Below are 20775 nucleotides of genomic sequence, written 5' to 3' on the forward strand. Positions count from 1 at the left end.
TCGTACGCCCACTAGAATTTGACCCAACACCCGGCTGAACCGCCGGGTGGTGACCCGAGGAGCCACCCTTGGCTGCTGAGCTGCATGTCGAGCTGGTCGCAGCGGACCGCAGTGTCTGGTCCGGTGAGGCCACCCTGGTCGTCGCGCGCACCACGTCCGGCGACATCGGCGTCATGCCCGGTCACCAGCCGCTGCTCGGTGTGCTGGAATCGGGCCCGGTGACCATTCGTACGAGTGACGGCGGCACGGTCGTGGCCGCTGTCCACGGAGGATTCATCTCCTTCGCGGACGACAAGCTGTCGCTGCTGGCCGAGATCGCGGAGCTGTCCGACGAGATCGACGTCAAGCGTGCGGAGCGGGCGCTGGAGCGCGCGAAGTCGGAGGCCGACGCCTCCGCCGAGCGGCGCGCCGACGTCCGACTGCGTGCGGTGGCGACGCGCTGACCCCAGCGCGCGGCGTAACGTGACTCAGCCGCGGCCAGGTCCGGGAGCATTCCGGACCGGGTCGCGGCTGAGGCAATGCGGGTGCAATGTATTGGTCCGTTGTCGGCCCTTCGGCCGACGGTAGAGGCGAGGAGGTCGGTGCCGATGATCCTCACTCTGCTCGTGTGCGGACTTGCTTTGATCGTGCTGGTGTTGGTGGGGCTCTTCGTCTTCGGCCTCCGGCGCCGGCTCATCCAGCGCTCCGGCGGCACCTTCGACTGCAGCCTGCGGTGGGACGCCCCCGAGAAGGGCGACACCTCCGGCAAGGGCTGGGGGTACGGGGTCGCCCGCTACAACGGTGACCGCGTCGAGTGGTTCCGCGTCTTCTCCTACGCTCCCCGGCCGCGCCGGGTCCTGGAGCGCTCCGCCATCGAGGTCGTGGACCGCCGCGCCCCGGACGGCGAGGAGGAACTGGCCCTGCTCTCCGACGCCATCGTCCTCGGCTGCCTCCACCGCGGGACCCGCCTGGAACTGGCGATGAGCGAGGACGCGCTGACGGGTTTCCTGGCGTGGCTGGAAGCGGCCCCTCCCGGCCAGCGCGTCAACGTGGCCTAGCAAGAGATCTCGTACGGCATGAAGAAGCCGGGAAGACAAGGGGCGATCTTGTCTTCCCGGCTTCGTACTTGGGACGGTTACTTCAGACCGTCGTTGATCGCGGACACCAGCTCCCCGTTGGCCGTGTCACCGCTGAACTCCCAGAAGAACGCACCGCCGAGCTTCTGATCCTTGGCCCACGCCATCTTGGACTTGACGGTCGCGGGAGTGTCGTAGGACCACCAGTTCGTGCCGCAGTGGGCGTACGCCGTACCCGCGATCGTGCCGTTGGACGGGCAGGAGTTCTTGAGGATCTTGTAGTCCTCGATGCCCGCCTCGTACGTGCCGGGCGCCGCCCCCGTGGCCGTGCCGCCCGGCTCCTTCTGCGTGACGCCGGTCCAGCCGCGGCCGTAGAAGCCGATGCCGAGCAGCAGCTTGGCCGACGGCACGCCCTTCGCCTTGAGCTTGGATATCGCGGCCGCGGAGTTGAAGCCGTCCTGCGGGATGCCCGGGTAGGACGTGAGCGGGGAGTGCGGGGCCGTCGGGCCCTTCGCCGCCCAGGCGCCGAAGAAGTCGTACGTCATCACGTTGTACCAGTCGGCGTACTGCGCGGCGCCGCCGTAGTCGGCCGCGTCGATCTTGCCGCCGCTGGAGCCGTCCGCGGTGATCGCGGCGGTGACGAGGTTCTTGGAGCCGAACTCGTTGCGGAACGCCTGCATCATGTTCTTGAAGACGGCGGGGCCGCTGGTGTCACAGGACAGACCGCACGCGTTCGGGTACTCCCAGTCCAGGTCGATGCCGTCGAAGACGTCGGCCCAGCGCGGGTCCTCGACCAGGGCGTGGCAGGACTTGGCGAAGGCCGCCGGGTTCTTCATGGCGTCGGTGAAGCCGCCGGACCAGGTCCAGCCGCCGAAGGACCAGAGGATCTTGATGTTCGGGTACTTGGCCTTCAGCTTGCGCAGCTGGTTGAAGTTGCCGCGCAGCGGCTGGTCCCAGGTGTCGGCGACGCCGTCGACGCTCTGGTCGGCGGTGTACGCCTTGTCGGTCGCCGCGTAGGCGTCGCCCATGGTGCACTTGCCGCCCTGGACGTTGCCGAAGCTGTAGTTGATGTGCGTGATCTTGCCGGCCGAGCCGGAGGTGGCGATGTTCTTCGCGTGGTAGTTGCGCTGGTAGACGCCCCACTCCGTGAAGTAGCCGAGCTTGACCTTGTCGCCGGGCTCCGGGTCGGGACCGCCGCCACCGGTGGTGCGGACCTTGACGGCGTCGCTGGCCGGGCCCGTCTGGTCGGCGGTGTCACGCGCCTGGACGCTGTACGAGTAGTCGGTGCCCGCGGTCAGGCCGCTGTCGCTGTACGACGTGCCGGTGACCGTGGCGACCTTCGCGCCGTCGCGCAGGACGTCGTAGTTCTTGACGCCCTTGTCGTCGGTGGCGGCCTTCCAGTCCAGCTTCACACCGGTGTCGGTGATGCCGGAGGCGGTCGGTGTGCCGGGGGCGCTCGGCGGGTTGTCGCCGGGGACGCTGCCGCCGTCGCAGCTGCCGCCGTTCAGCGTGCACTTGGAGGGGGCGCCGGGGCCGGTGCCGTTGAACCCGAAGGAGACCGAGGCGCCGGGGGCGAGCGTCCCGTTCCATCCGAGGTTCTTGGCGGTCCAGCGGGTGCCGGAGTTGGTGACGGTGGCGTCCCACGCCGAGGTCACCTTCGTGTCCGAGGGGAAGTCCCACTGGACGTTCCAGGAGCTGAGCGTCGTGGTGCCGGTGTTCTTGATCGTCCACTTGCCCTCGAAGCCGTTGCCCCAGTCCTGGGTCTTGGCGTACGTGGCGGTGGCCTCGGCGGCGGCGTCGGGCGCCGCTTCGGCGGGGCCGCCGAGGGCGACGAGGGTGGCGAGCGGGAGAAGCAGGGTCGTCACTCCCGCCACGGCTTTGTGTCTGGTTCTGACTCTCGAGCGGGTGCTGTTCGTCGTGAAGCGCACGAGTGCTCCTCGGGTGAGTTCCGGGGCCGTTAGGGGCTTGGACCCTGCGCCGCCCGTGAGCACGTGGACACGTGGGGGAGTGCTCACCGCAGTGCGGCGAGAATAGAAAGGTCTGGACCAGCGGTCAAGAGGTCTGAACCATTGGCCGGATCGCGACGGTCCGGCACCCCCGGTTCCGCTTCAGACGCCCAACTCCTGCGCGAGGACGGCCGCCTGCACCCGGCTGCGCAGTTCCAGCTTGCCCAGCATCCGGCTGACGTGCGTCTTCACCGTCGCCTCCGCCATCGCGAGACGCGCCGCGATCTCGGCGTTCGACAGGCCCTCGCCGATGCAGGAGAGCACCTCGCGCTCGCGTCGCGTGAGGCTGTCCAGGATCGCGGGGTCCGGCGCGTTCCCGTCGCGTACGGACCTCGTGGGAGCGGCGAACTCGGCGATCAGCCGACGGGTCACGGCGGGCGCGATGAGCCCCTCGCCGCGCGCGACCGTACGGACGCCTTCGATGAGGTCCTTGGCCTCCGTGTTCTTCAGGAGGAACCCGGACGCACCCGCCCTCAGCGCACCGAACACGTACTCGTCGAGGTCGAAGGTGGTCAGGACCAGCACGTCCGCGAGCTGCTCGGCGACGACCTGCCGGGTCGCCGACACCCCGTCGAGGCGCGGCATCTGTACGTCCATCAGGACCAGGTCGGGACGGAGCTCGCGGGCGAGCGCCACGGCCTCCTCACCGTCCGCCGCCTCGCCGACGACCTCGATGTCGGACGCGCTGCGCAGGATCAGGACGAGTCCCGCGCGCACGGCCGACTGGTCCTCGGCGACCAGTACCCGGATCATTCCTTGGCTCCTTCGTCCGCTGGGTCGACGGGCAGGGTCGCGACAACGCTCCAGACCTTGCCGTCAGGGGTGCTCTCGGGGCCCGCTTCGAAGGTGCCGCCGAGCAGGTCGGTGCGCTCGCGCATGCCGACGAGACCGGCGCCGGAGCCGGGGGCGCGCGGCCCGGAGGGGTCCCCGTAGGGGGAGGTCACGCGGACGGTGAGGGCGCGCGGCCGCTGTGCGAGGGTCACGGTGACGAGGCCGGGGGCCGCGTGCTTGAGGGCGTTCGTCAGGGACTCCTGCACGATGCGGTACGCGGCCAGCTCCACCGGCGCGGGCAGCTTCGCACCGTCCGGGGGGCGTGCGTCCTCGAGCGTGACGTCGAGGCCGTTGGTGCGGGCGCCCTCGACGAGGGCCGCCAGACCGTCCAGGGTGGGCGCGGCCGCGGGCTCCAGGTCGCCGGTCTGGTCGCGCAGGATGCCGATGAGGCGGCGCATCTCCGCCAGGCCCTCGACGCTGTTCTCGCGGATGACGGCGAGGGCGTCCTGAGTGGTCTTCGGGTCGTCGAGGGAGAGCGCGGCCGTCGAGTGGATGGCGATCGCCGAGAGATGGTTGGCGACCATGTCGTGCAGCTCCCTCGCCATTCTGGCTCGCTCGGCGCCGACGGCCTGCACCCGGTCCATCTCGGCGAGCAGCGCGGTCTGCTCAGCCCGCAGTTTCGCGGCTGCGGCGGCCTCGCGGTGGTTGCGCACGAGGACGCCGGTGGCGGCGGGACCGTACGACACGATGCCGGTCACGACGCCGATGAGGACGGCCTGGGGATCCTGCCACCACGCGAGGAAGCCGATCGTCATCGCCACCGTGACGGCGCCGGTGGTCAGCGGGATGCGGCGGGCGGCGGCCGGGGTGCCGTAGACGACGGCCGCGTACACGATGTCGGTGAACATCATGATCGACGCGAGGTTGCCCGTCGTGAACTGGTCGAAGACCAGGGCGAACGTGCCGATGACGAGGCTGGTCTGGGGTCTGCTGCTGCGCAGCAGTTCGAGCCCGGCGAGGACGAAGAGCGGGAGCAGCGACCAGTTGTCGCCGAGCACCCGGGTGCCCTGCGCGTTCAGCCCGAGCGCCCACAGCGCCAGCCCGCAGAGCAGGCTGACCGCGGCGATCTGCACGTCGACGCGTTGCGGGCGGGGCAGGGACAAGGCCATGCCCCCATCCAACACGGTGGACCCGGCATCCTGCCTGGTCCTGGGGGAGGAACCGGGCGCTACATCGAAGGATGCAGTCCCACTTCGTCACTGACGACGACGATCTACGGCGACCGGGGCGCGAGCCTGGAGGGGTGACCGGGGGAGTGAACGTGAGGAGAGCGCTGTGATCGTCGCGCTGATCATCATCTGCGAGGTCGGCTTCTGGGTCCTGCTGGCCGCCGGGCTCGCCACCCGCTACCTGCTGCGCATGCCGCGCCTCGGCATCGCGATCCTGCTGTGCGAGCCGCTGCTCGAACTCGTGCTCCTGGTGGTGACCGCGCTCGACCTGAAGAACGGCGCGGACCCCAGCTGGAAGCACGGCCTCGCGGCGCTGTACATCGGCTACACCGTCGGGCACGGCCACCGCACCGTGAAGTGGCTCGACGGCCACGCGGCGCACCGCTTCAAGGGAACGCCGGTGCCGCGCCCGCCGCGCTACGGCAAGGCCCGCGCCCTGCACGAGGCGAAGGTCTGGTTCGGCTCCGTCGTCGGGGCGGCCGTCGCGAGCGGGCTGCTGCTGCTCGCCATGTGGTACGTCGACGACCCCGACCGCACCTCGTCGCTTCAGGCGTGGATGTACACGGCGTGGCGTACGGCGGGCATCCACGGTCTGATCGCGCTCAGCTACACGCTCTTCCCGAAGAAGGCCCCTGCCTGAGGGCGGGCGCCTCCGAGCGCTACCGCTCGCCGCCCGGCACCCACAGCACGTCCCCGACCGTCTTGTTCGCCGTACGGGCGAGGATGAAGAGGAGGTCGGAGAGGCGGTTGAGGTAGGTGGCGGTCAGCGGGTTCATCGTGTCGCCGTGCACCTCCAGGGCCGCCCACGTCGACCGCTCGGCGCGCCGCACCACGGTGCACGCCTGGTGCAGCAGCGCCGCGCCCGGCGTACCCCCCGGCAGGATGAAGCTGCGGAGCTTCTCCAGCTCCTCCAGGAAGCGGTCGCAGTCCGCCTCCAGCTTGTCCACGTAGGACTGCTCGACGCGCAGCGGCGGGTACTTCGGGTCCTCGACGACCGGCGTGGAGAGGTCGGCGCCCACGTCGAAGAGGTCGTTCTGGACGCGCACGAGGACCTTCACCACCTCCGCGTCGAGCTGCCCGAGCGCGATCGCCGTGCCGATGGCCGCGTTGGCCTCGTTGGCGTCGGCGTACGCCGAGATGCGCAGATCGGTCTTGGCGGTGCGGCTCATGTCCCCGAGGGCCGTCGTGCCCTGGTCGCCGGTCCTGGTGTAGATGCGCGTCAGATTGACCATGCCGCCAGCCTAGTTACGCTCAGGCCTTCCTGAAGACACGTGTGCCGACCGTCACGGAGAACAGGACGAAGGCGAGCGCCATCAGGACGCCGTACAGCATCGTCGTCGTCGCGTAGTCGCCCACGTATCCCGCGCGCACCGCGTCGACGAGGTAGCGGAACGGCATGAAGTGGGAGAGGACGTCGAGCCAGGCCGGGGCGAGCGCCATCGGCAGCATCAGGCCGGAGAGCAGCATCGAGGGCATGCTCACCGCGTTGACGGCGGGCCCGAACTCGTGCGGCTTGTCGACCTTCATGGCCAGCGCGTACGACAGCGAGGCGAGCCCGGCCGTGAGCAGCCCCACGAACGCGAAGCCGATGAGGATGCCCGCGAGCGGCGCCCTGAGCCCCATCGCCAGGGAGGCGAGCACGAGCAGCACGGCCTGGAAGACGAAGAGCGCGGCGTCGCGCAGGATCCGTCCGAGGAGCAGCGCGAGACGGCTCACGGGCGTCGCCCGCATCCGCTCCACCACGCCGAACTGCTTCTCGATGAGGAGCGCGAACCCGCTGAACGTGGCGCCGAACAGCCCGAGTTGGAGCAGCAGTCCCGGCACGAGGACCTGCCAGGAGTCGCCCTCGGAGCCGAGTGGCAGGTCGGTGAGGAGCGGGCCGAAGAAGAGGAGGTACAGCAGCGGGGTGAGGACGCCGAACAGGATCTGGAACTTGGAGCGCAGGGTCTGCCGGGCGTACCGCCCGAAGATCAGGGCGGTGTCGGCGAGCAGTGCAGGCATGGTGGGGGTCCCGGATGGTGAGGGTCAGACGGCGACGGGGGTCGTGTCCGTGGTGGGCCGGGATGCGATGTCGCGCCCGGTGATGGCGAGGAAGGTGTCCTGGAGGGTGGCGTCGATCGAGCCCCCGTACTGGAGCTTGAGCGCGCTCGGCGTGCCCTCGGCGACGACGACGCCGTTGTCGACGACGACCAGGCGGTCGGAGAGGGCATCGGCCTCGTCGAGGTAGTGCGTGGTGAGGAAGACGGTCGTGCCGTGCTCGTCGCGCAGCTTGCGCACCAGCTGCCACAGGTCCGCGCGGCTGCCCGGGTCGAGTCCGGTGGTCGGCTCGTCGAGGAAGAGGACCTCGGGGCGGTGGGTGAGGCCGAGGGCGATGTCGAGCCGCCTGCGCTGGCCGCCGGAGAGCGCGGCGCAGGGCCGCTCCATCAGCTCGGTCAGGCCGAGGTCGTGCGCCAGTTCCGCCGCCCGTGCCGTCGCCCGAGCCTTCGTCAGGCGGTAGAGACGGCCCTGGGTGATGAGCTCCTCGCGTACGGAGATGCTCAGGTCGACGCCGCCGGACTGGGCCACGTACCCGATCCGCTCGCGCACCCCGGCGGGGTCCTTCGCGAGGTCGCGGCCCGCGACGGTGGCGGCGCCGCCGGTCGGCGGGAGCAGCGTGGTCAGCATGCGCAGGGTCGTGGTCTTGCCCGCGCCGTTCGGCCCGAGGAAGCCGAGGATCTCGCCGGGCTCGACGCGCAGGTCGATGCCGCGCACGGCCTCGACGGGGCCGCCCTTGGTCTGGAAGGTCCGTGCGAGCCCGGAGGTGCTGATGATGGCCATGGAGACCACAAAAACAGAGTCACTGGAATTTTGCAACGTGCCCAAAATTTACATCGACCCCAAATTATGGTGTGACGACAAATTTTCAGAGTCCCTAGGATGAGGCGCATGAGTGAGGGCCTGCGCGAGCGCAAGAAGAGGCAGACGAAGCAGCGGATCTCGGACATCGCGACCGGGCTCTTCCTGGAACGCGGGTTCGACGCCGTGACCATCGCCGAGATCGCGGACGCCGCGGACGTCTCGGTCAACACGGTCTACAACTACTTCCCGGCCAAGGAGGACCTGTTCCTCGACCGGGGCGACGACATCGTCGACCGCCTCTCCCGCTACGTGCGCGGGCGCCGCGCCGGGGAGACCGCCGCCGACGCCGTCCTGCGTGAACTCCGCACCGACGTGGAAGGCGTCTCGCCGGCCGTCGGGCTCTTCCCCGGCTGGGCCGACTTCATGAAGGTCATCACCGAGGCGCACGCCCTGCGCTCCCGGCTCTGGGCGATCCAGCAGGAGGCCCTCGAACGGCTCACGACCACCCTCGCCGAGGAGACCGGCGCCACCGGGGGAGACCCGCTCCCCGGGCTCGTCGCCGGACAGCTCTCCTGGGTCCACAGCACCCTCATGGCGTGGATCGGCGACGAGATGTCCAAGGGCCGCGCGCCCGCCGAGGTCTCCCGCGAAGCCCTCGCGCTGCTCGACGAGATGGAGGATCTGCTGAGCGACAAGGTCCTCAACTACGCGCCGCGCACCGCCGAATGACGCGTACCAGTGTGATGTCCGTCATCTGAGACGTGACGCGCATCTCCTTACCGCCACAGGCGCGCCCACGGCCGCTAACGTGCGCCGGGAAGGCATACGTGAACAGCGTGCAAGCCAAGCGTGACAAGCGGTAGGGGAGTCGGAACAGTGGCACGGAAGCTCGCCGTCATCGGAGCCGGACTCATGGGGTCCGGCATCGCTCAGGTCTCCGCCCAGGCGGGCTGGGACGTCGTCCTGCGCGACGTCACCGATGAGGCCCTGACCCGCGGCACCGACGGGATCAAGGCGTCGTACGACAAGTTCGTGAGCAAGGGCAAGCTCGCGGCCGAGGACGCGGAAGCCGCGCTCGGACGCATCACGACCACCACCGACCTGGACGCCGTCGCCGACGCGGACATCGTCGTCGAGGCCGTCTTCGAGAAGCTCGAGGTCAAGCACGAGATCTTCCGTACGCTCGACAAGCTCGTGCGCGACGACGCCGTGCTCGCCTCCAACACCTCCGCCATCCCGATCACCAAGATCGCGGCCGTGACGGAGCGCCCGGAGCGCGTCGTCGGCGCCCACTTCTTCTCGCCCGTCCCGATGATGCAGCTCTGCGAGCTCGTCCGCGGCTACAAGACCAGCGACGAAACCCTCGCCCGCACCCGCGAGTTCGCCGAGTCCGTCGGCAAGACCTGCATCGTCGTCAACCGCGACGTCGCCGGCTTCGTGACGACCCGTCTGATCTCCGCGCTCGTCGTCGAGGCCGCCAAGCTCTACGAGTCGGGCGTCGCCACGGCCGAGGACATCGACACCGCCTGCAAGCTCGGCTTCGGCCACGCCATGGGCCCGCTCGCGACCGCCGACCTCACCGGCGTCGACATCCTGCTCCACGCCACCGGCAACATCTACACGGAGTCCCAGGACGAGAAGTTCGCGCCGCCGGAGCTGATGCGCCGGATGGTTGACGCCGGTGACATCGGGCGCAAGAGCGGGCAAGGGTTCTACAAGCACTGAACCAGCACGGACGTACGCCGTCTGACGCCCCGTCGGACGCTTCGGCGCCCGGCGGGTCACCCCTCGGAGTGAATTCGGTATCGGTTCGCTTACAGACGGCAACTTCCTCGCCCATGCGGCAGTCAGTTGCAGTGACATACGCAGACGCCTCACGTATCGGGCGTCACAGCAGACACAGCAGACACAGCACTCACAGCACTCTCGGGGAGCGCATATGCACATCAGGGGCGACCAGGCCCAGCTGGTCGTCGGGGGACGCCTCGACGTACGCAGCGCGGCGGACGCCCGCACGGTCCTGCACTCGGCCGTCGACGACGGCGTCGGCGATCTGGTGCTCGACCTCTCCGAACTCGACTCGTGGGACGCCACGGGCCTCGGCGTCATCATGGGCGCCCACCGCCGCGCCGGACGCTGCGGACGCCGACTCGTCCTGCGCCACGTACCGCCGCAGATGCAGCGCCTCCTCGTCGCGACCCGGCTGCACCGCATCCTCGCCATCGAGGGCGGCATCGGCGTCGAATCGCTCCCCAGAGTCTGAAGGATCCGACCGCACAATCCTCACGAACCTGTGACGTCTCGGACGGGGCGGTACCCCGCCCTCCCGTAGATACTGAGCAAAGGTCTAGGGTTCGGTGGCCACCGATATACGGACCCGCACGGGGGCGCCGGACCAGAAGCGACAGCGCAGTGTGCACGAAGGCCGGAGGGGGCTCTGCACACCACGCATCTGGGGGGCTAGGACCATGGACCCGATGAACCGGGGACCCGAAGAGCACGGCCACGACGGCGTCGGCGGCATCGATGGAATCAACGGCATCGACGGCATCGACGACGACGGCTCGGCGCGCCCCGGGCGGCCGCCGCGCGATTCCCTGACACCCGACTTCGGGCAGCCCGCACCCGCGCTCGCCCGCACCGTCCAGGTCGTCTCGGGCGACTTCCTGCTGACCGTCAACCCCGTCGACGGCAGCGAGATCGAACCCTGCCCGCCCGGCGAACGCCCCGCCCCGCCCGGCAAGCGCTCCGCCGCCGACCGCGCCGAACTGCGCCGCGCCTCGATGCCGCCCGTGCCCCCGGGGCCCGCACTGCCCCGGTTGCCGCTCCTCGAACGCCAGGAAGAGCGTGAGCGGCTCGTACGGCTCCTCGCGCGCGGCCGCTCCGTCCGACTGACCGGACCCGCTGGTTCGGGCCGCACAGCGCTCCTCAACGCCGTCGCCGACGACTGCGAGGACCTCGCCCCCGACGGCGTCGTCCGCCTCTCCGGCTACCGCAGGACACCCGGCGAACTGCTCCACGACCTCTTCGCCGCCGTCCACGACGCGCCGCTGCACCGCCCCGAACGCGCCCAGCTCCTCGAACACGTCCACGAGATCGGCGCCGTCGTCGTCCTCGACGACCTCGAATTCGGCGGCGCGGCCCTCGACGAACTGCTCGACGCGACACCCGAATGCGCCTTCCTCGTCGCCACCACACCCGACGTGGCGGCACCCTCCGCCGACTCCCACCTCGAAGAGGTCTTCCTCGGCGGACTCGGCCGCGGCGGCGGCCTCGAACTCCTGGAGCGCGCCGTCGGCCGCGTCCTCGACGACGAGGAGGCCAACTGGGCGGGCGACCTGTGGTTCGAGTCCGAGGGCCTGCCGCTGCGCTTCGTCCAGGCCGGCGCCCTCCTCCGCCAGCGCGACCAGCTCCGCGCCGATCCGCACGCCTTCGAGGAGCACGGCTACTACGTCGACACCGCCGTCACCCCCGTCGACGCGCCCTTCGACTCAGGGGCCGACGAGCACGACGTACCGCTGCCCTCCCTCGCCGACGGCGCCGCGCCCGCCGCGCTGCTCGCCTCACGGCTCAGCCCGTCCGCCCGCGCCACCCTGAGGTTCGCCGTCGCCCTCGGCGGCGAACTGCCGCACCAGGCCCACCTGCCCGCCCTCGTGGGCGACACCCACGCCGACGCGGCCCTCTCCGAGCTCGTCGGCTGCGCCCTGGTCACCCCGGTCGGTGCGCACTACCGCCTGGCCGCCGGGGTCCGCACCCAGCTGGAGGCCGCCGGGTACGCGGACGAGGCCGCCGAGTACGCGCTGGGCGCCGCCCAGCACTACGCCTGGTGGTCCGGCCACCCCTCCGTCACCCCGGAGCGGGTCGCCGCCGAGGCCGACGCCGTCCAGGCCGCGCTCGCCGCGCTGGTCGCCACGGAGAGCGGCGCCGCCGTGCTCCTCGCCCGCACCGCGGCGCCCGCCTTCGCCGGCGGGCTCGACTGGGGCGCCTGGGAACGTGCCCTGCGCTCCGGCCAGGAAGCGGCGCGGAACGCGGGCGAGGTCGCCGAAGAGGCGTACTTCCACCACGAGTTGGGCATCCTCGCGCTCTGCGGCGGACAGCTCGACCGGGCCCGCGCCGAACTGGAGGCGTCCATAGGCCTGCGCGGCGCGCTCGCCGACAAGCGCGGCATGATCTCCGGGCGCAGGGCCCTGGCGCTGGTCGCGGACCGTTCGGGCGGCGTGCTGCCCGGCGGGCGCACGGCCGCGGGCGAGGAGGTGCCCGACGCGCGCTACGAGGAATCGGCGTCGCCACCCGGCGGCATCCCCGCCACGTTCACGCCCTCCGCGGCCGCGTTCGCCATGCCCACGCCGTCTCCGGAACCGGAGACGCTCGTCACCGGCAGGGCGACGCCGATGCCCGGGGCGGGACCCGCGCCGAGCCGGCGCTCCATCATCAGCGGCACCCGCCGCAACCTCGTCGCGGCGGGCGCGGGAGCCCTGCTCGTCGCCGTCCTCGGCACCGTCGTCACGCTCGGCGCCACGTCCGACAACAACGACCCGCCGAACGACAAGGTGAAGACCGAGCAGTCGGCGAAGGAGGACCGCGACGACGACGGCCTCACCGCCGACGAGCCGCGCAAGGACTCCACGAGCCGGTCCGACACCCCGGGCGAGGGCGGCGTCACCGGTACCTCGGGCAGCCCGACGCCGAGCGACAGCGACGAGCCCTCGGACAAGCCGAGCGAGAGCGACGAGCCGTCACAGACCCCGTCGAAGCCCTCGGACAAGCCGACGAAGCCGAGCGACAGGCCGACCGAGCCCACGGACAAGCCCACCAAGCCGACGGACCCGCCGACCACACCTCCGACGACTCCGCCGACCACCCCGCCCACGACCCCGCCGACGACGCCTTCCGACGAGGAGACGCCGCCGACCTCGCCCGACAACTCGAACTCGGCGAGCGGCCCGGGGGCCGAGGACAGGATCTGACGCCGAACGTCAGAACAGTCGAAGCTTGTCGTCCTCGATGCCGCGCAGCGCGTTGTAGTCGAGGACGGTGCAGCCGATGCCGCGGTCGGTGGCGAGGACGCGTGCCTGCGGCTTGATCTCCTGGGCGGCGAAGATCCCCCGGACCGGCGCCAGGTGCGGGTCGCGGTTCAACAGCTCCAGGTAGCGGGTGAGTTGCTCGACGCCGTCGATCTCGCCGCGGCGCTTGATCTCGACGGCGACGGTCTGCCCGTCGGCGTCGCGGCAGAGGATGTCGACCGGGCCGATCGCCGTCATGTACTCGCGGCGGATGAGCGTATATCCCTCACCGAGCGTCTCGATCCGGTCGGCGAGCAACTCCTGAAGGTGTGCTTCCACGCCGTCCTTGATGAGACCGGGGTCCACACCCAGCTCGTGCGAGGAGTCGTGCAGGACTTCCTCCATCGTGATGATGAGCTTCTCGCCCGCCTTGTTCACGACGGTCCACACGCCGGCGTCGTCCCCGGTCCCCTCCTTCAAGGTGCAGGGCGGCGACATCCAGTTGAGCGGTTTGTAGGCCCTGTCGTCCGCGTGGATCGAGACGCTGCCGTCCGCCTTCACGAGGATCAGACGGGGCGCCGACGGGAGATGGGCGGTGAGCCGGCCCGCGTAGTCCACGGAGCATCGGGCAATGACGAGACGCATGGGGCGCAACGCTACTCGACTCGGGGCGGTGTACGCGATTCGCGCGCTCCGCTCCCGGCACCCCCGCGCCGAGGAGGCGACTTGTCCGTCGATGCGCCTGTTCGATCCTGGCCGGTTATGCGCCCAATCTCCTGGTGCCCGCACCGCCCGGTGCCTACCGTAGAAGCCAGAGGTCGTCATCCGTGCACGCTGCGTAGGCGGACTCCATCCCTGTCCGTAGGCCCCCGCTCCCCGGGGGTGCGAGAGGAGAACCCATGTCGCTCGACGTCTCACCGGCACTGTTGGAACAGGCCGAGCGAGGCGAGGTGGACGAAGCGGAATTCGTCGACTGCGTCCGGACCTCCCTGCCTTACGCGTGGGAGATGATCAGCTCCCTGGTGGCCCAGCTGAAGGTCGACGGCGGAGAGTTCGCCGACAACCAGACCCCGCCGCCGGACGAGCAGGCGCGTGGGCAGCTGCTGCGCGCGCTCGCGAGTGACGCGATCCGCGGTGCTCTGCAGAGGCATTTCGGAGTGCGCCTCGCATTCCAGAACTGTCACCGCGTGGCAGTGTTCCCGCTTGACCCGGCGGTGGACGACCGGCTCGCCCGCTTCACCTCGATCCGGGGCCAGCTGCTCAACCAGTCGCCCGAACTCCGGGACTGCTGACGCCTGTTGCTGCCGCTCCGTACGCGGGAGGTGTGTCAGTCCGGAGCGGCAGCTCCCCAGGCGGAACGCGGAACCTGTCCTCGGCAGGCGCTCAGCGGAGCTGGGGCAGCACTTCGGCGCCCAGCCTCCGCACGTTCTCCTCCGTGGCCGCGAGGTCGCCGGAGCCCTCCACGAGAAGCGCGAAGCGGGTGATGCCGGTGCGCTCGGCGGTGGCGGCGAGACGGTCGGCGCACACCTGGGGGGTGCCCACGGGGTGCAGGCCGCACAGGAGTTCCGTGTAGGCCAGCGGGTCACGCATGGCGCGGTGCCTGCCGTCCACGGTCACATGGGCGTCCAGCCCCTGCTTCAGCCACCCCGGCATCGCCTTCTGTAACGTCTCGGCCGCGTCGAGCCGGCGGTCCGCGATCTGCGCGACACCGGCGGATACGTGGGGTGCGGCGGAGACCTTCTCCGGCGGGTGCCCCGCAGCACGTGCGTGGCGATTCCACAAGGCCACCATTTCGGCCTTCTCGTCGTCGCCCACGTGCATGCCGAGCAGCATCGGCAGGCAGCGCTGCGCGGCGAGCCGCACGCTGGACGGCGAGGTGCACGCGACGACCACTTCGGGACCTTCGGCGCCCTGTCCGGTCAGGGCTTCCTGCGGGCGTGGCACCACGGCGACCTCGCGGAACGCGAACCGCTCGCCACTGCCCTCGACGCGCGGCTCCCGCAGCCACCGCAGCAGCAGGTCGAGGGATTCGGGGAACCCCTTCTCGTACGCCTCCAGGCCCCCGCCGAACACTTCCAGGTCCACCCAGGGACCGCCGCGTCCGACGCCGAGCGAGAACCGGCCGCCCGTCGTCACGTGCAGCAGCGCCGCCTGCTCGCCGAGCGCCACGGGGTGCGCGGTCGGGAGTACGCTCACGGCCGTGCCGACGTGGATCCGCCGCGTCCGCCCGAGGAGCAGCGCCGCGAGGGTCACCGCCGACGGACACGTGCCGTACGGCACGAAGTGGTGCTCGGCGAGCCAGACCGCATCGAGCCCCGCCTCCTCGGCCACCTCGGCGGACCGCACCGCGCGGTGCAGTGCCTCCCCCTGCCCCTGCCCGGGGAACTGGGCGGCCAGAACAAAACTACCTACTCGCATCGAACTCCTGCCTCCTTGGCGCCGACGCAGGCACTCCCCCTACGGGCAACAACGCGTGACACGTGCCAAAGGCACGGCCTGGCGAGAAGATTGTTTGATTTTCCGTGCAGCGGGCGGGATCCGGGCCCTCGATCCGGGCCGGGTACCCCATGGCGCGGCGCGTAGGCTGGTCACCCCCCTGACCGCCGTACAGCCCGTGAGGTGTTTCCGTGTCCCCGCGTCGCAACCGCCCCAAGGGCGCAGGAGAGCCGAGCACGTCGGCATCGACGTCATCGACGGGCGCGGAGCCCTCGGGTCGGTACGGCGGCTTCCAGAGCACCGAGAGCTGGCAGGGCGAGGAGTGGAGCGTGCGCCATGTCGCGGGCGCGAGCGCGGCGGGCAAGCGGTACCGCTGCCCCGGCTGCGACCAGGAGATCCCCTCCGGCCTCGCGCACGTGGTCGCCTGGCCCGAGCACTCCGGCGTCGACGAGCGCAGGCACTGGCACAAGGCGTGCTGGAACGCGAAGGACCGCCGCACCACGCGGGTGCAGCGGTCCCGTAACGCGCCGAGGTACTAGCTCCTCGTACGCCTCGTGCCCGTACGGCTATACGTCGCGCTTCTCCAGGAGTGCGAACGCACCGGCGACGGCGGCCAGGGTGACGACGACGAGCAGCGTCAGCTGCGAGCCGCCGCTCGCGCCCGTGTCGTCCGCGCCGAAGATCTTGGCGAGGGCCGTGATGGCGTTGTAGTCGTTCATCTTCTCGCCGAGCGGCTGCGTGCTCTCCCAGATCATCAGGAAGCCGCCCAGGATCGCGGGCAGCAGCACCACGCCGAGCATCGCCGTGATGGCGCCCGCGGAGTGCCGCAGGATCGAGCCGACGGCGAGCGCGAGCACGCCGAGCAGCGAGACGTACAGGCCGCCCTTGAAGACCGACCCGGCCCACGGGAGGTCGCCCGCCTCCGGGCCGCTGTGGGCGGCCGACGCCGCGAGGCCCACCAGGAGGATGGAGCCGGCGGACACGACGAAGGCGATCACGAAGAAGATCAGGATCTTCGCGGTGAGGACGCGGTGGCGCTGCGGCGAGGCGGTGAACGTCGTACGGATCATGCCTGTGCCGTACTCGGACGAGGTGACGAGCACGCCCAGCGTGATCAGGCAGATCTGGCCGAGCATCAGGCCGAAGAAGGCCGGGAGCGTGAACGGCACGTCCGCGTAGTCGACCGACTGGGTGTTGGCCACCGCGAGCAGGCCGATGCCGATGACCAGGAGCAGGAAGATGCCCAGGGTCCACATCGTGGAGCGGACCGACTTGATCTTCGTCCACTCCGAGGAGAGTGCGTTGCCGAGGTGGGTCTTCTTGACCGGGATCGGCGAGGTGTAGGCGTTCGCCATCGCCTGCTGCCAGGCGGAGGGCGGCGCGGGAGCGGCCGGCGCGGGGGCCGCGGGGGCTCCCTGCATCGGGGCGCCCTGCATGGGGGCGCCCGCCTGTGCGTACGCCTGCTGGGGCTGCGCCTGCGGCTGCTGCTGCGGAGTCGGAGGCGTGGTCATCGCTTGTCCTCGCTGTCGCGCTTGGTCATGTCGGGGGCGGGAGAGGGCGCGGGGGCAGGGGCCGCGGGGGCCGCCGCCGGGGCCTGCTGCGGGGGAGCTGCGGCGTAGGGGTTCGGCGTCCCGGGCGCGCCCTGCGGCATCGCGAAGGGCTGGCCGCCCGGCTGGGGCGGCGGCGGGGCGTACCAGCCGGGCTGGCCCTGGCCGGGCACCGGCGCCTGCTGGCCGGGCGGCAGGGCGCCGGGCGCCATCTCCTGCTGGAGGCCCGCGCGCTGGTCGACCGTGGAGCGGTAGTCGACGGCGCCCTGCGTCATCCGCATGTACGCCTCCTCCAGCGACGCCTGGTGCGGGGAGAGCTCCCACAGGCGGACGTCCGCGCCGTGCGCGAGGTCGCTGATGCGGGGGAGCGGCAGGCCCGTGACACGGAGCGCGCCGTCCTGCTCGGGCAGCACCTGGCCGCCCGCCTCGGTGAGCGCGGCCGTCAGCTTCTCGCGGGCGATGGTCTCGCCGTCCGGCGTCCGCACCCGCGCGAAGTCCGCGGAGTTGTGCGAGATGAAGTCCTTGACGCTCATGTCGGCGAGCAGCTGGCCGCGGCCGATCACGATCAGGTGCTCGGCGGTGAGGGCCATCTCGCTCATGAGGTGGGACGACACGAAGACCGTGCGTCCCTCGGCCGCGAGCGACTTCATCAGGTTGCGGACCCAGAGGATGCCCTCGGGGTCGAGGCCGTTGACCGGCTCGTCGAAGAGCAGCACCTGCGGGTCGCCGAGGAGTGCCGCCGCGATGCCGAGGCGCTGGCCCATGCCGAGCGAGAAGCCCTTGGAGCGCTTCTTCGCCACGTCCTGGAGGCCCACGACGCCGAGCACCTCGTCGACCCTGCGGGCCGGGATGCCGGAGAGCTGCGCGAGGCAGAGCAGGTGGTTGCGGGCGTGCCGGCCGCCGTGGACGGCCTTGGCGTCGAGGAGCGCGCCGACCTGGCGCGGCGCGTTCGGGAGCTTCCGGTACGGATAGCCGCCGATCGTCACCTGCCCGCTGGTGGGCGCGTCGAGCCCCAGGATCATGCGCATCGTCGTCGACTTGCCGGAGCCGTTCGGCCCGAGGAAGCCGGTGACGGTTCCGGGCCGCACCTGGAAGGAAAGGTTGTACACGGCTGTCTTGGCGCCGTAGCGCTTCGTCAGACCGACTGCCTCGATCATTCTCCGCACCCATCGAATGGTTCAGGACGTCGGGGCACACGCCCCCGTAAGGGTTAGGAGGATAACGGTGGGCTGACGGTTCCAGCCAAGAGCAAGTAAACCCGGCGCCGCACGTCGCTTCACACGGACGAGTGCGACAGATCCGTCCACGGCAGATCGGTCCAGGGCAGCACCCAGCCCTCCTCCGCGAAGAGCAGCGTGCCCCGCGCGCGCAGCTCGGGGTCGGCGGCGGCCCTGCGCACCCAGGCGGCGGCGTCGGGGCCGAGGAGCTCGCGCAGCGGCGCGGACGCGTCGAGCAGGGTGTCCAGGAGCGCCGCCTGGTCGCCGCCGCCGGGGCGGGGCAGGCCGGTGAGCGGGTCGGCGAGGACGCCGCGCGCGCTGACGTAGACGGACGCGCCGGTGAGCGGTTCGCCGGACGGCAGGGTCATCGCGTACGCCTCCCCGGACAGCGGTACGCGCCGGTAGTTGGGGAGCTCCGTGGCGTCGACGGCGGGCAGCTGCGCGGGGTCCAGCCAGGAGACGACGAGCGTGCGCTGCTCCCCGGCGCGGGCGTAGGGCGCGGCCGCCACGTATCCGGCCCGGCCGATGTGCGCTGAGCAGCCGATGCCGAGGCCGCGCAGCCGCACGGGCACCATCGGCACCGTGCGCGGGATGCCGAGCCTGCCGAGCTTGTGGGCGAGCTGTCCGGGGGAGGCGTTGGAGCCGACGGCGAGCACGGGGTGACGTCCGGCGACGGGCGCCTGCCCGAGGGCGTCCAGGACGTCGTCCAGGGTCCGGGGGGAGCCGTCGACCGTCCACGAGCCGAGGCCGCCCGGCCGCGCGTGCAGCGGCAGCAGCTCGGTCCCGGTCAGCAGGGCGGGCGCGCTGACGGGCGGGCCCGGGTAGGTGAGGGGTTGCAGCGCGGGCACGCCGTCGAGGCCGAGCGCCGCGAGCCCGTGGTCCTGTGCCGTCACACGCCCCCCTGATGTACCGCTACGCGTCCCGTTTCTTCAGCAGTACGTACCCACCGATCAGCGCGAGCACCACCCACGCCAGCATGATCGCGAGCCCGCCCCACGGCCCATACGGCGTGTCGTCGTCGAACGGCGACTTGACCTGCATGATCTTGCTCCCGGCCTGGTCGGGCAGGAAGCGGCCGATCTTCTTCGTCGCCGATACGTTGCCGAGGATGCTGGAGATCAGGAAGAAGAACGGCATCAGGATGCCGAGGGAGAGCATCGGGCTGCGCAGCATCGCCGCGACGCCCATCGAGAACACCGCGATCAGCGTCATGTAGAGCGCGCCGCCGATGACGGCGCGCAGCACGCCGGGGTCACCGAGGTGGGCCTTGTACGGCCCGAGCATCGCCTGGCCCACGAAGAACGTGATGAAGCTGGTGGCCAGGCCCACCACGAACGCGAGCAGCGTCGCCACGGCGATCTTGCCGAACAGGAACGTGGCGCGCTGCGGGACCGCGGCGAGCGAGGTGCGGATCATGCCGGTGCTGTACTCGTTCGCGACGACGAGCACCCCGAAGACGATCATCGCGAGCTGGCCGAGGGACATTCCGGCGAAGCTGATGTACGTCGCGTCGAAGGTCAGCCGGTCCTTCGCGTCGAGGCTGTCGTAGTCGTTCTTGGACAGGATGCTGATCAACGCGCCGAGCGCGATCGTGACGACGCAGGCGAGGCCGAGCGTCCAGATGGTCGACGAGACCGAGCGGATCTTGGTCCACTCCGATTTCAGCACTTGTGCCGCGGCCATCGCTCAGGCCCCCTTCCGCTGCTGCTGCCAGCCTTCGCCCCAGCCGCCTGTCTGCGGTGGTGGTGCCGCCCCGCTGTCCGTGTGCGCGTGGTACTCGACCGACTCCGCGGTGAGCTGCATGAAGGCTTCCTCCAGGGAGGCCTGCTGGGGACTCAGTTCATGGAGGACCAGCTGACGGCTCGCGGCGAGCTCGCCGAGCTCCTCCGCGGGCGTTCCGTCCACTTCGAGGGCGCCGTCGCCCGCCTCGACCGCGGTGATGCCCGTCTCGTGCAGGACGTCGAGGAGGCGTTCGCGCTGCGGGGAGCGGAGTCTGACGTACGACCGTGAGTTCTGCCGGATGAAGTCGGACATCGACATGTCGGCGAGGAGGCGGCCCTGTCCGATGACGACGAGGTGGTCGGCGGTGAGCGCCATCTCGCTCATCAGGTGCGAGGAGACGAAGACCGTACGCCCTTGCGCGGCAAGGGACTTCATCAGGTTCCTGATCCAGTGGATGCCCTCGGGGTCGAGGCCGTTGACGGGCTCGTCGAACATCAGGATCTCGGGGTCGCCGAGGAGCGCCCCCGCGATGCCGAGGCGCTGGCCCATGCCGAGCGAGAACCCTTTGGCCTTCTTCTTCGCGACGGCGGTCAGTCCGACGGTGTCCAGGACCTCGGTGACGCGGGCGCGCGGGATGCCGTTGCTCTGCGCGAGGCAGAGGAGATGGTTGTAGGCGCTCCGGCCGCCGTGCATCGCCTTGGCGTCGAGCAGGGCGCCGATGTACTTGAGGGGGTCCTTCAGCTGCGCGTAGTGCCGGCCGTCGATGCGGACGGACCCGGCCGACGGGTTGTCGAGGCCGAGCAGCATGCGCATGGTGGTGGACTTCCCCGCGCCGTTCGGCCCGAGGAAACCGGTGACCATGCCAGGCCGGACGGTGAAGGTCAGGTTGTTGACGGCCATTTTCTCGCCGTACCGCTTGGTCAGCCCGTCGAGCTCGATCATGCGGCAACG

The 20775-nt window shown here is 70.8% G+C and carries 22 protein-coding genes; 9 read left to right on the top strand and 13 right to left on the bottom strand.

Features of this window, described 5'->3' with window-relative positions:
* The first annotated feature begins 68 nt into the window (after positions 1-68).
* Together DEJ47_RS26375 and DEJ47_RS26380 are read left to right on the top strand one after the other, a co-directional pair.
* Positions 69-443: a F0F1 ATP synthase subunit epsilon gene (locus DEJ47_RS26375; RefSeq protein WP_150172272.1), complete on the top strand. Its 375-nt coding sequence runs from the start codon at positions 69-71 to the stop codon at positions 441-443.
* A 144-nt stretch (positions 444-587) separates the two neighbouring features.
* Positions 588-1037, top strand: coding sequence for a DUF2550 domain-containing protein (locus DEJ47_RS26380; RefSeq protein ID WP_150172274.1), 450 nt, complete (start codon positions 588-590; stop codon positions 1035-1037).
* 77 nt (positions 1038-1114) lie between these two features.
* Here DEJ47_RS26380 and DEJ47_RS26385 read toward each other — a convergent pair whose 3' ends face one another.
* From DEJ47_RS26385 to DEJ47_RS26395, 3 genes are all read right to left on the bottom strand, one after another.
* A complete protein-coding gene (locus DEJ47_RS26385; RefSeq protein ID WP_223828515.1) occupies positions 1115-2929 on the bottom strand; it encodes a glycoside hydrolase family 18 chitinase in 1815 nt (604 codons plus the stop codon).
* 234 nt (positions 2930-3163) lie between these two features.
* Positions 3164-3814, bottom strand: coding sequence for a response regulator (locus tag DEJ47_RS26390; protein ID WP_150172278.1), 651 nt, complete (start codon positions 3812-3814; stop codon positions 3164-3166).
* Positions 3811-5001 (bottom strand): sensor histidine kinase, encoded by a 1191-nt coding sequence (locus DEJ47_RS26395; RefSeq protein ID WP_150172280.1) that lies wholly within the window; start codon positions 4999-5001, stop codon positions 3811-3813. Before DEJ47_RS26395 ends, DEJ47_RS26390 begins: the two co-directional genes overlap by 4 nt.
* A gap of 166 nt (positions 5002-5167) precedes the next feature.
* Here DEJ47_RS26395 and DEJ47_RS26400 point away from each other — a divergent pair, with 166 nt between their 5' ends.
* A complete protein-coding gene (locus DEJ47_RS26400) occupies positions 5168-5701 on the top strand; it encodes a hypothetical protein (protein ID WP_150172282.1) in 534 nt (177 codons plus the stop codon).
* Between the two features lie 19 nt (positions 5702-5720).
* Here DEJ47_RS26400 and DEJ47_RS26405 read toward each other — a convergent pair whose 3' ends face one another.
* Genes DEJ47_RS26405 through DEJ47_RS26415 form a run of 3 tightly spaced genes read right to left on the bottom strand, consistent with a single transcriptional unit; the run spans position 5721 to position 7878 of the window.
* The gene (locus DEJ47_RS26405) at positions 5721-6293 is read right to left on the bottom strand and encodes a cob(I)yrinic acid a,c-diamide adenosyltransferase (protein ID WP_150172284.1); all 573 of its coding nucleotides are present in this window, start codon (positions 6291-6293) and stop codon (positions 5721-5723) included.
* Positions 6294-6312: 19 nt separating this feature from the next.
* Positions 6313-7062: an ABC transporter permease gene (locus DEJ47_RS26410; protein ID WP_150172286.1), complete on the bottom strand. Its 750-nt coding sequence runs from the start codon at positions 7060-7062 to the stop codon at positions 6313-6315.
* Between the two features lie 24 nt (positions 7063-7086).
* Complete coding sequence (locus tag DEJ47_RS26415) at positions 7087-7878, bottom strand: ATP-binding cassette domain-containing protein (protein ID WP_150172288.1); 792 nt, start codon at positions 7876-7878, stop codon at positions 7087-7089.
* A 108-nt stretch (positions 7879-7986) separates the two neighbouring features.
* Here DEJ47_RS26415 and DEJ47_RS26420 point away from each other — a divergent pair, with 108 nt between their 5' ends.
* From DEJ47_RS26420 to DEJ47_RS36580, 4 genes are all read left to right on the top strand, one after another.
* A complete protein-coding gene (locus DEJ47_RS26420) occupies positions 7987-8628 on the top strand; it encodes a TetR/AcrR family transcriptional regulator (RefSeq protein ID WP_150172290.1) in 642 nt (213 codons plus the stop codon).
* Positions 8629-8775: 147 nt separating this feature from the next.
* Positions 8776-9624, top strand: a complete 849-nt coding sequence (locus tag DEJ47_RS26425) for a 3-hydroxyacyl-CoA dehydrogenase family protein (RefSeq protein ID WP_150172291.1) — start codon at positions 8776-8778, stop codon at positions 9622-9624.
* A 214-nt stretch (positions 9625-9838) separates the two neighbouring features.
* Positions 9839-10162 carry an STAS domain-containing protein gene (locus tag DEJ47_RS26430; protein WP_150172293.1) on the top strand — a complete coding sequence of 108 codons (324 nt, stop codon included), beginning with the start codon at positions 9839-9841 and terminating at the stop codon, positions 10160-10162.
* 205 nt (positions 10163-10367) lie between these two features.
* Positions 10368-12866, top strand: coding sequence for an ATP-binding protein (locus DEJ47_RS36580; protein WP_190415571.1), 2499 nt, complete (start codon positions 10368-10370; stop codon positions 12864-12866).
* Positions 12867-12875: 9 nt separating this feature from the next.
* Here the strand turns inward: DEJ47_RS36580 and nucS are convergent, their stop codons facing one another.
* Entirely contained in the window at positions 12876-13547 is a 672-nt protein-coding gene (nucS, locus tag DEJ47_RS26440; RefSeq protein ID WP_150172295.1) for an endonuclease NucS, read from the bottom strand.
* A gap of 254 nt (positions 13548-13801) precedes the next feature.
* Here nucS and DEJ47_RS26445 point away from each other — a divergent pair, with 254 nt between their 5' ends.
* A complete protein-coding gene (locus DEJ47_RS26445; RefSeq protein ID WP_150172297.1) occupies positions 13802-14194 on the top strand; it encodes an SCO5389 family protein in 393 nt (130 codons plus the stop codon).
* 91 nt (positions 14195-14285) lie between these two features.
* Here the strand turns inward: DEJ47_RS26445 and DEJ47_RS26450 are convergent, their stop codons facing one another.
* The gene (locus DEJ47_RS26450) at positions 14286-15320 is read right to left on the bottom strand and encodes an LLM class flavin-dependent oxidoreductase (protein WP_150172299.1); all 1035 of its coding nucleotides are present in this window, start codon (positions 15318-15320) and stop codon (positions 14286-14288) included.
* A 209-nt stretch (positions 15321-15529) separates the two neighbouring features.
* On the opposite strand from DEJ47_RS26450, the gene DEJ47_RS26455 reads away from it, so the two are divergent.
* The gene (locus DEJ47_RS26455; protein ID WP_150172301.1) at positions 15530-15877 is read left to right on the top strand and encodes an ATP/GTP-binding protein; all 348 of its coding nucleotides are present in this window, start codon (positions 15530-15532) and stop codon (positions 15875-15877) included.
* Positions 15878-15904: 27 nt separating this feature from the next.
* Here DEJ47_RS26455 and DEJ47_RS26460 read toward each other — a convergent pair whose 3' ends face one another.
* The 5 genes from DEJ47_RS26460 to DEJ47_RS26480 all read right to left on the bottom strand — a co-directional run bounded on the left by DEJ47_RS26460 (position 15905) and on the right by DEJ47_RS26480 (position 20766).
* Complete coding sequence (locus tag DEJ47_RS26460) at positions 15905-16774, bottom strand: ABC transporter permease (RefSeq protein WP_398335878.1); 870 nt, start codon at positions 16772-16774, stop codon at positions 15905-15907.
* Positions 16775-16845: 71 nt separating this feature from the next.
* Positions 16846-18042, bottom strand: a complete 1197-nt coding sequence (locus tag DEJ47_RS26465; protein ID WP_150172303.1) for an ABC transporter ATP-binding protein — start codon at positions 18040-18042, stop codon at positions 16846-16848.
* Between the two features lie 119 nt (positions 18043-18161).
* Positions 18162-18995, bottom strand: a complete 834-nt coding sequence (locus DEJ47_RS26470; protein WP_150172305.1) for a hypothetical protein — start codon at positions 18993-18995, stop codon at positions 18162-18164.
* A 19-nt stretch (positions 18996-19014) separates the two neighbouring features.
* Entirely contained in the window at positions 19015-19785 is a 771-nt protein-coding gene (locus DEJ47_RS26475; RefSeq protein WP_150172307.1) for an ABC transporter permease, read from the bottom strand.
* Between the two features lie 3 nt (positions 19786-19788).
* Complete coding sequence (locus DEJ47_RS26480) at positions 19789-20766, bottom strand: ABC transporter ATP-binding protein (protein ID WP_150172309.1); 978 nt, start codon at positions 20764-20766, stop codon at positions 19789-19791.
* Positions 20767-20775: the final 9 nt, after the last annotated feature.

The sequence above is a fragment of the Streptomyces venezuelae genome, from assembly GCF_008642355.1.
In the GTDB taxonomy this organism is placed as follows: domain Bacteria; phylum Actinomycetota; class Actinomycetes; order Streptomycetales; family Streptomycetaceae; genus Streptomyces; species Streptomyces venezuelae_B.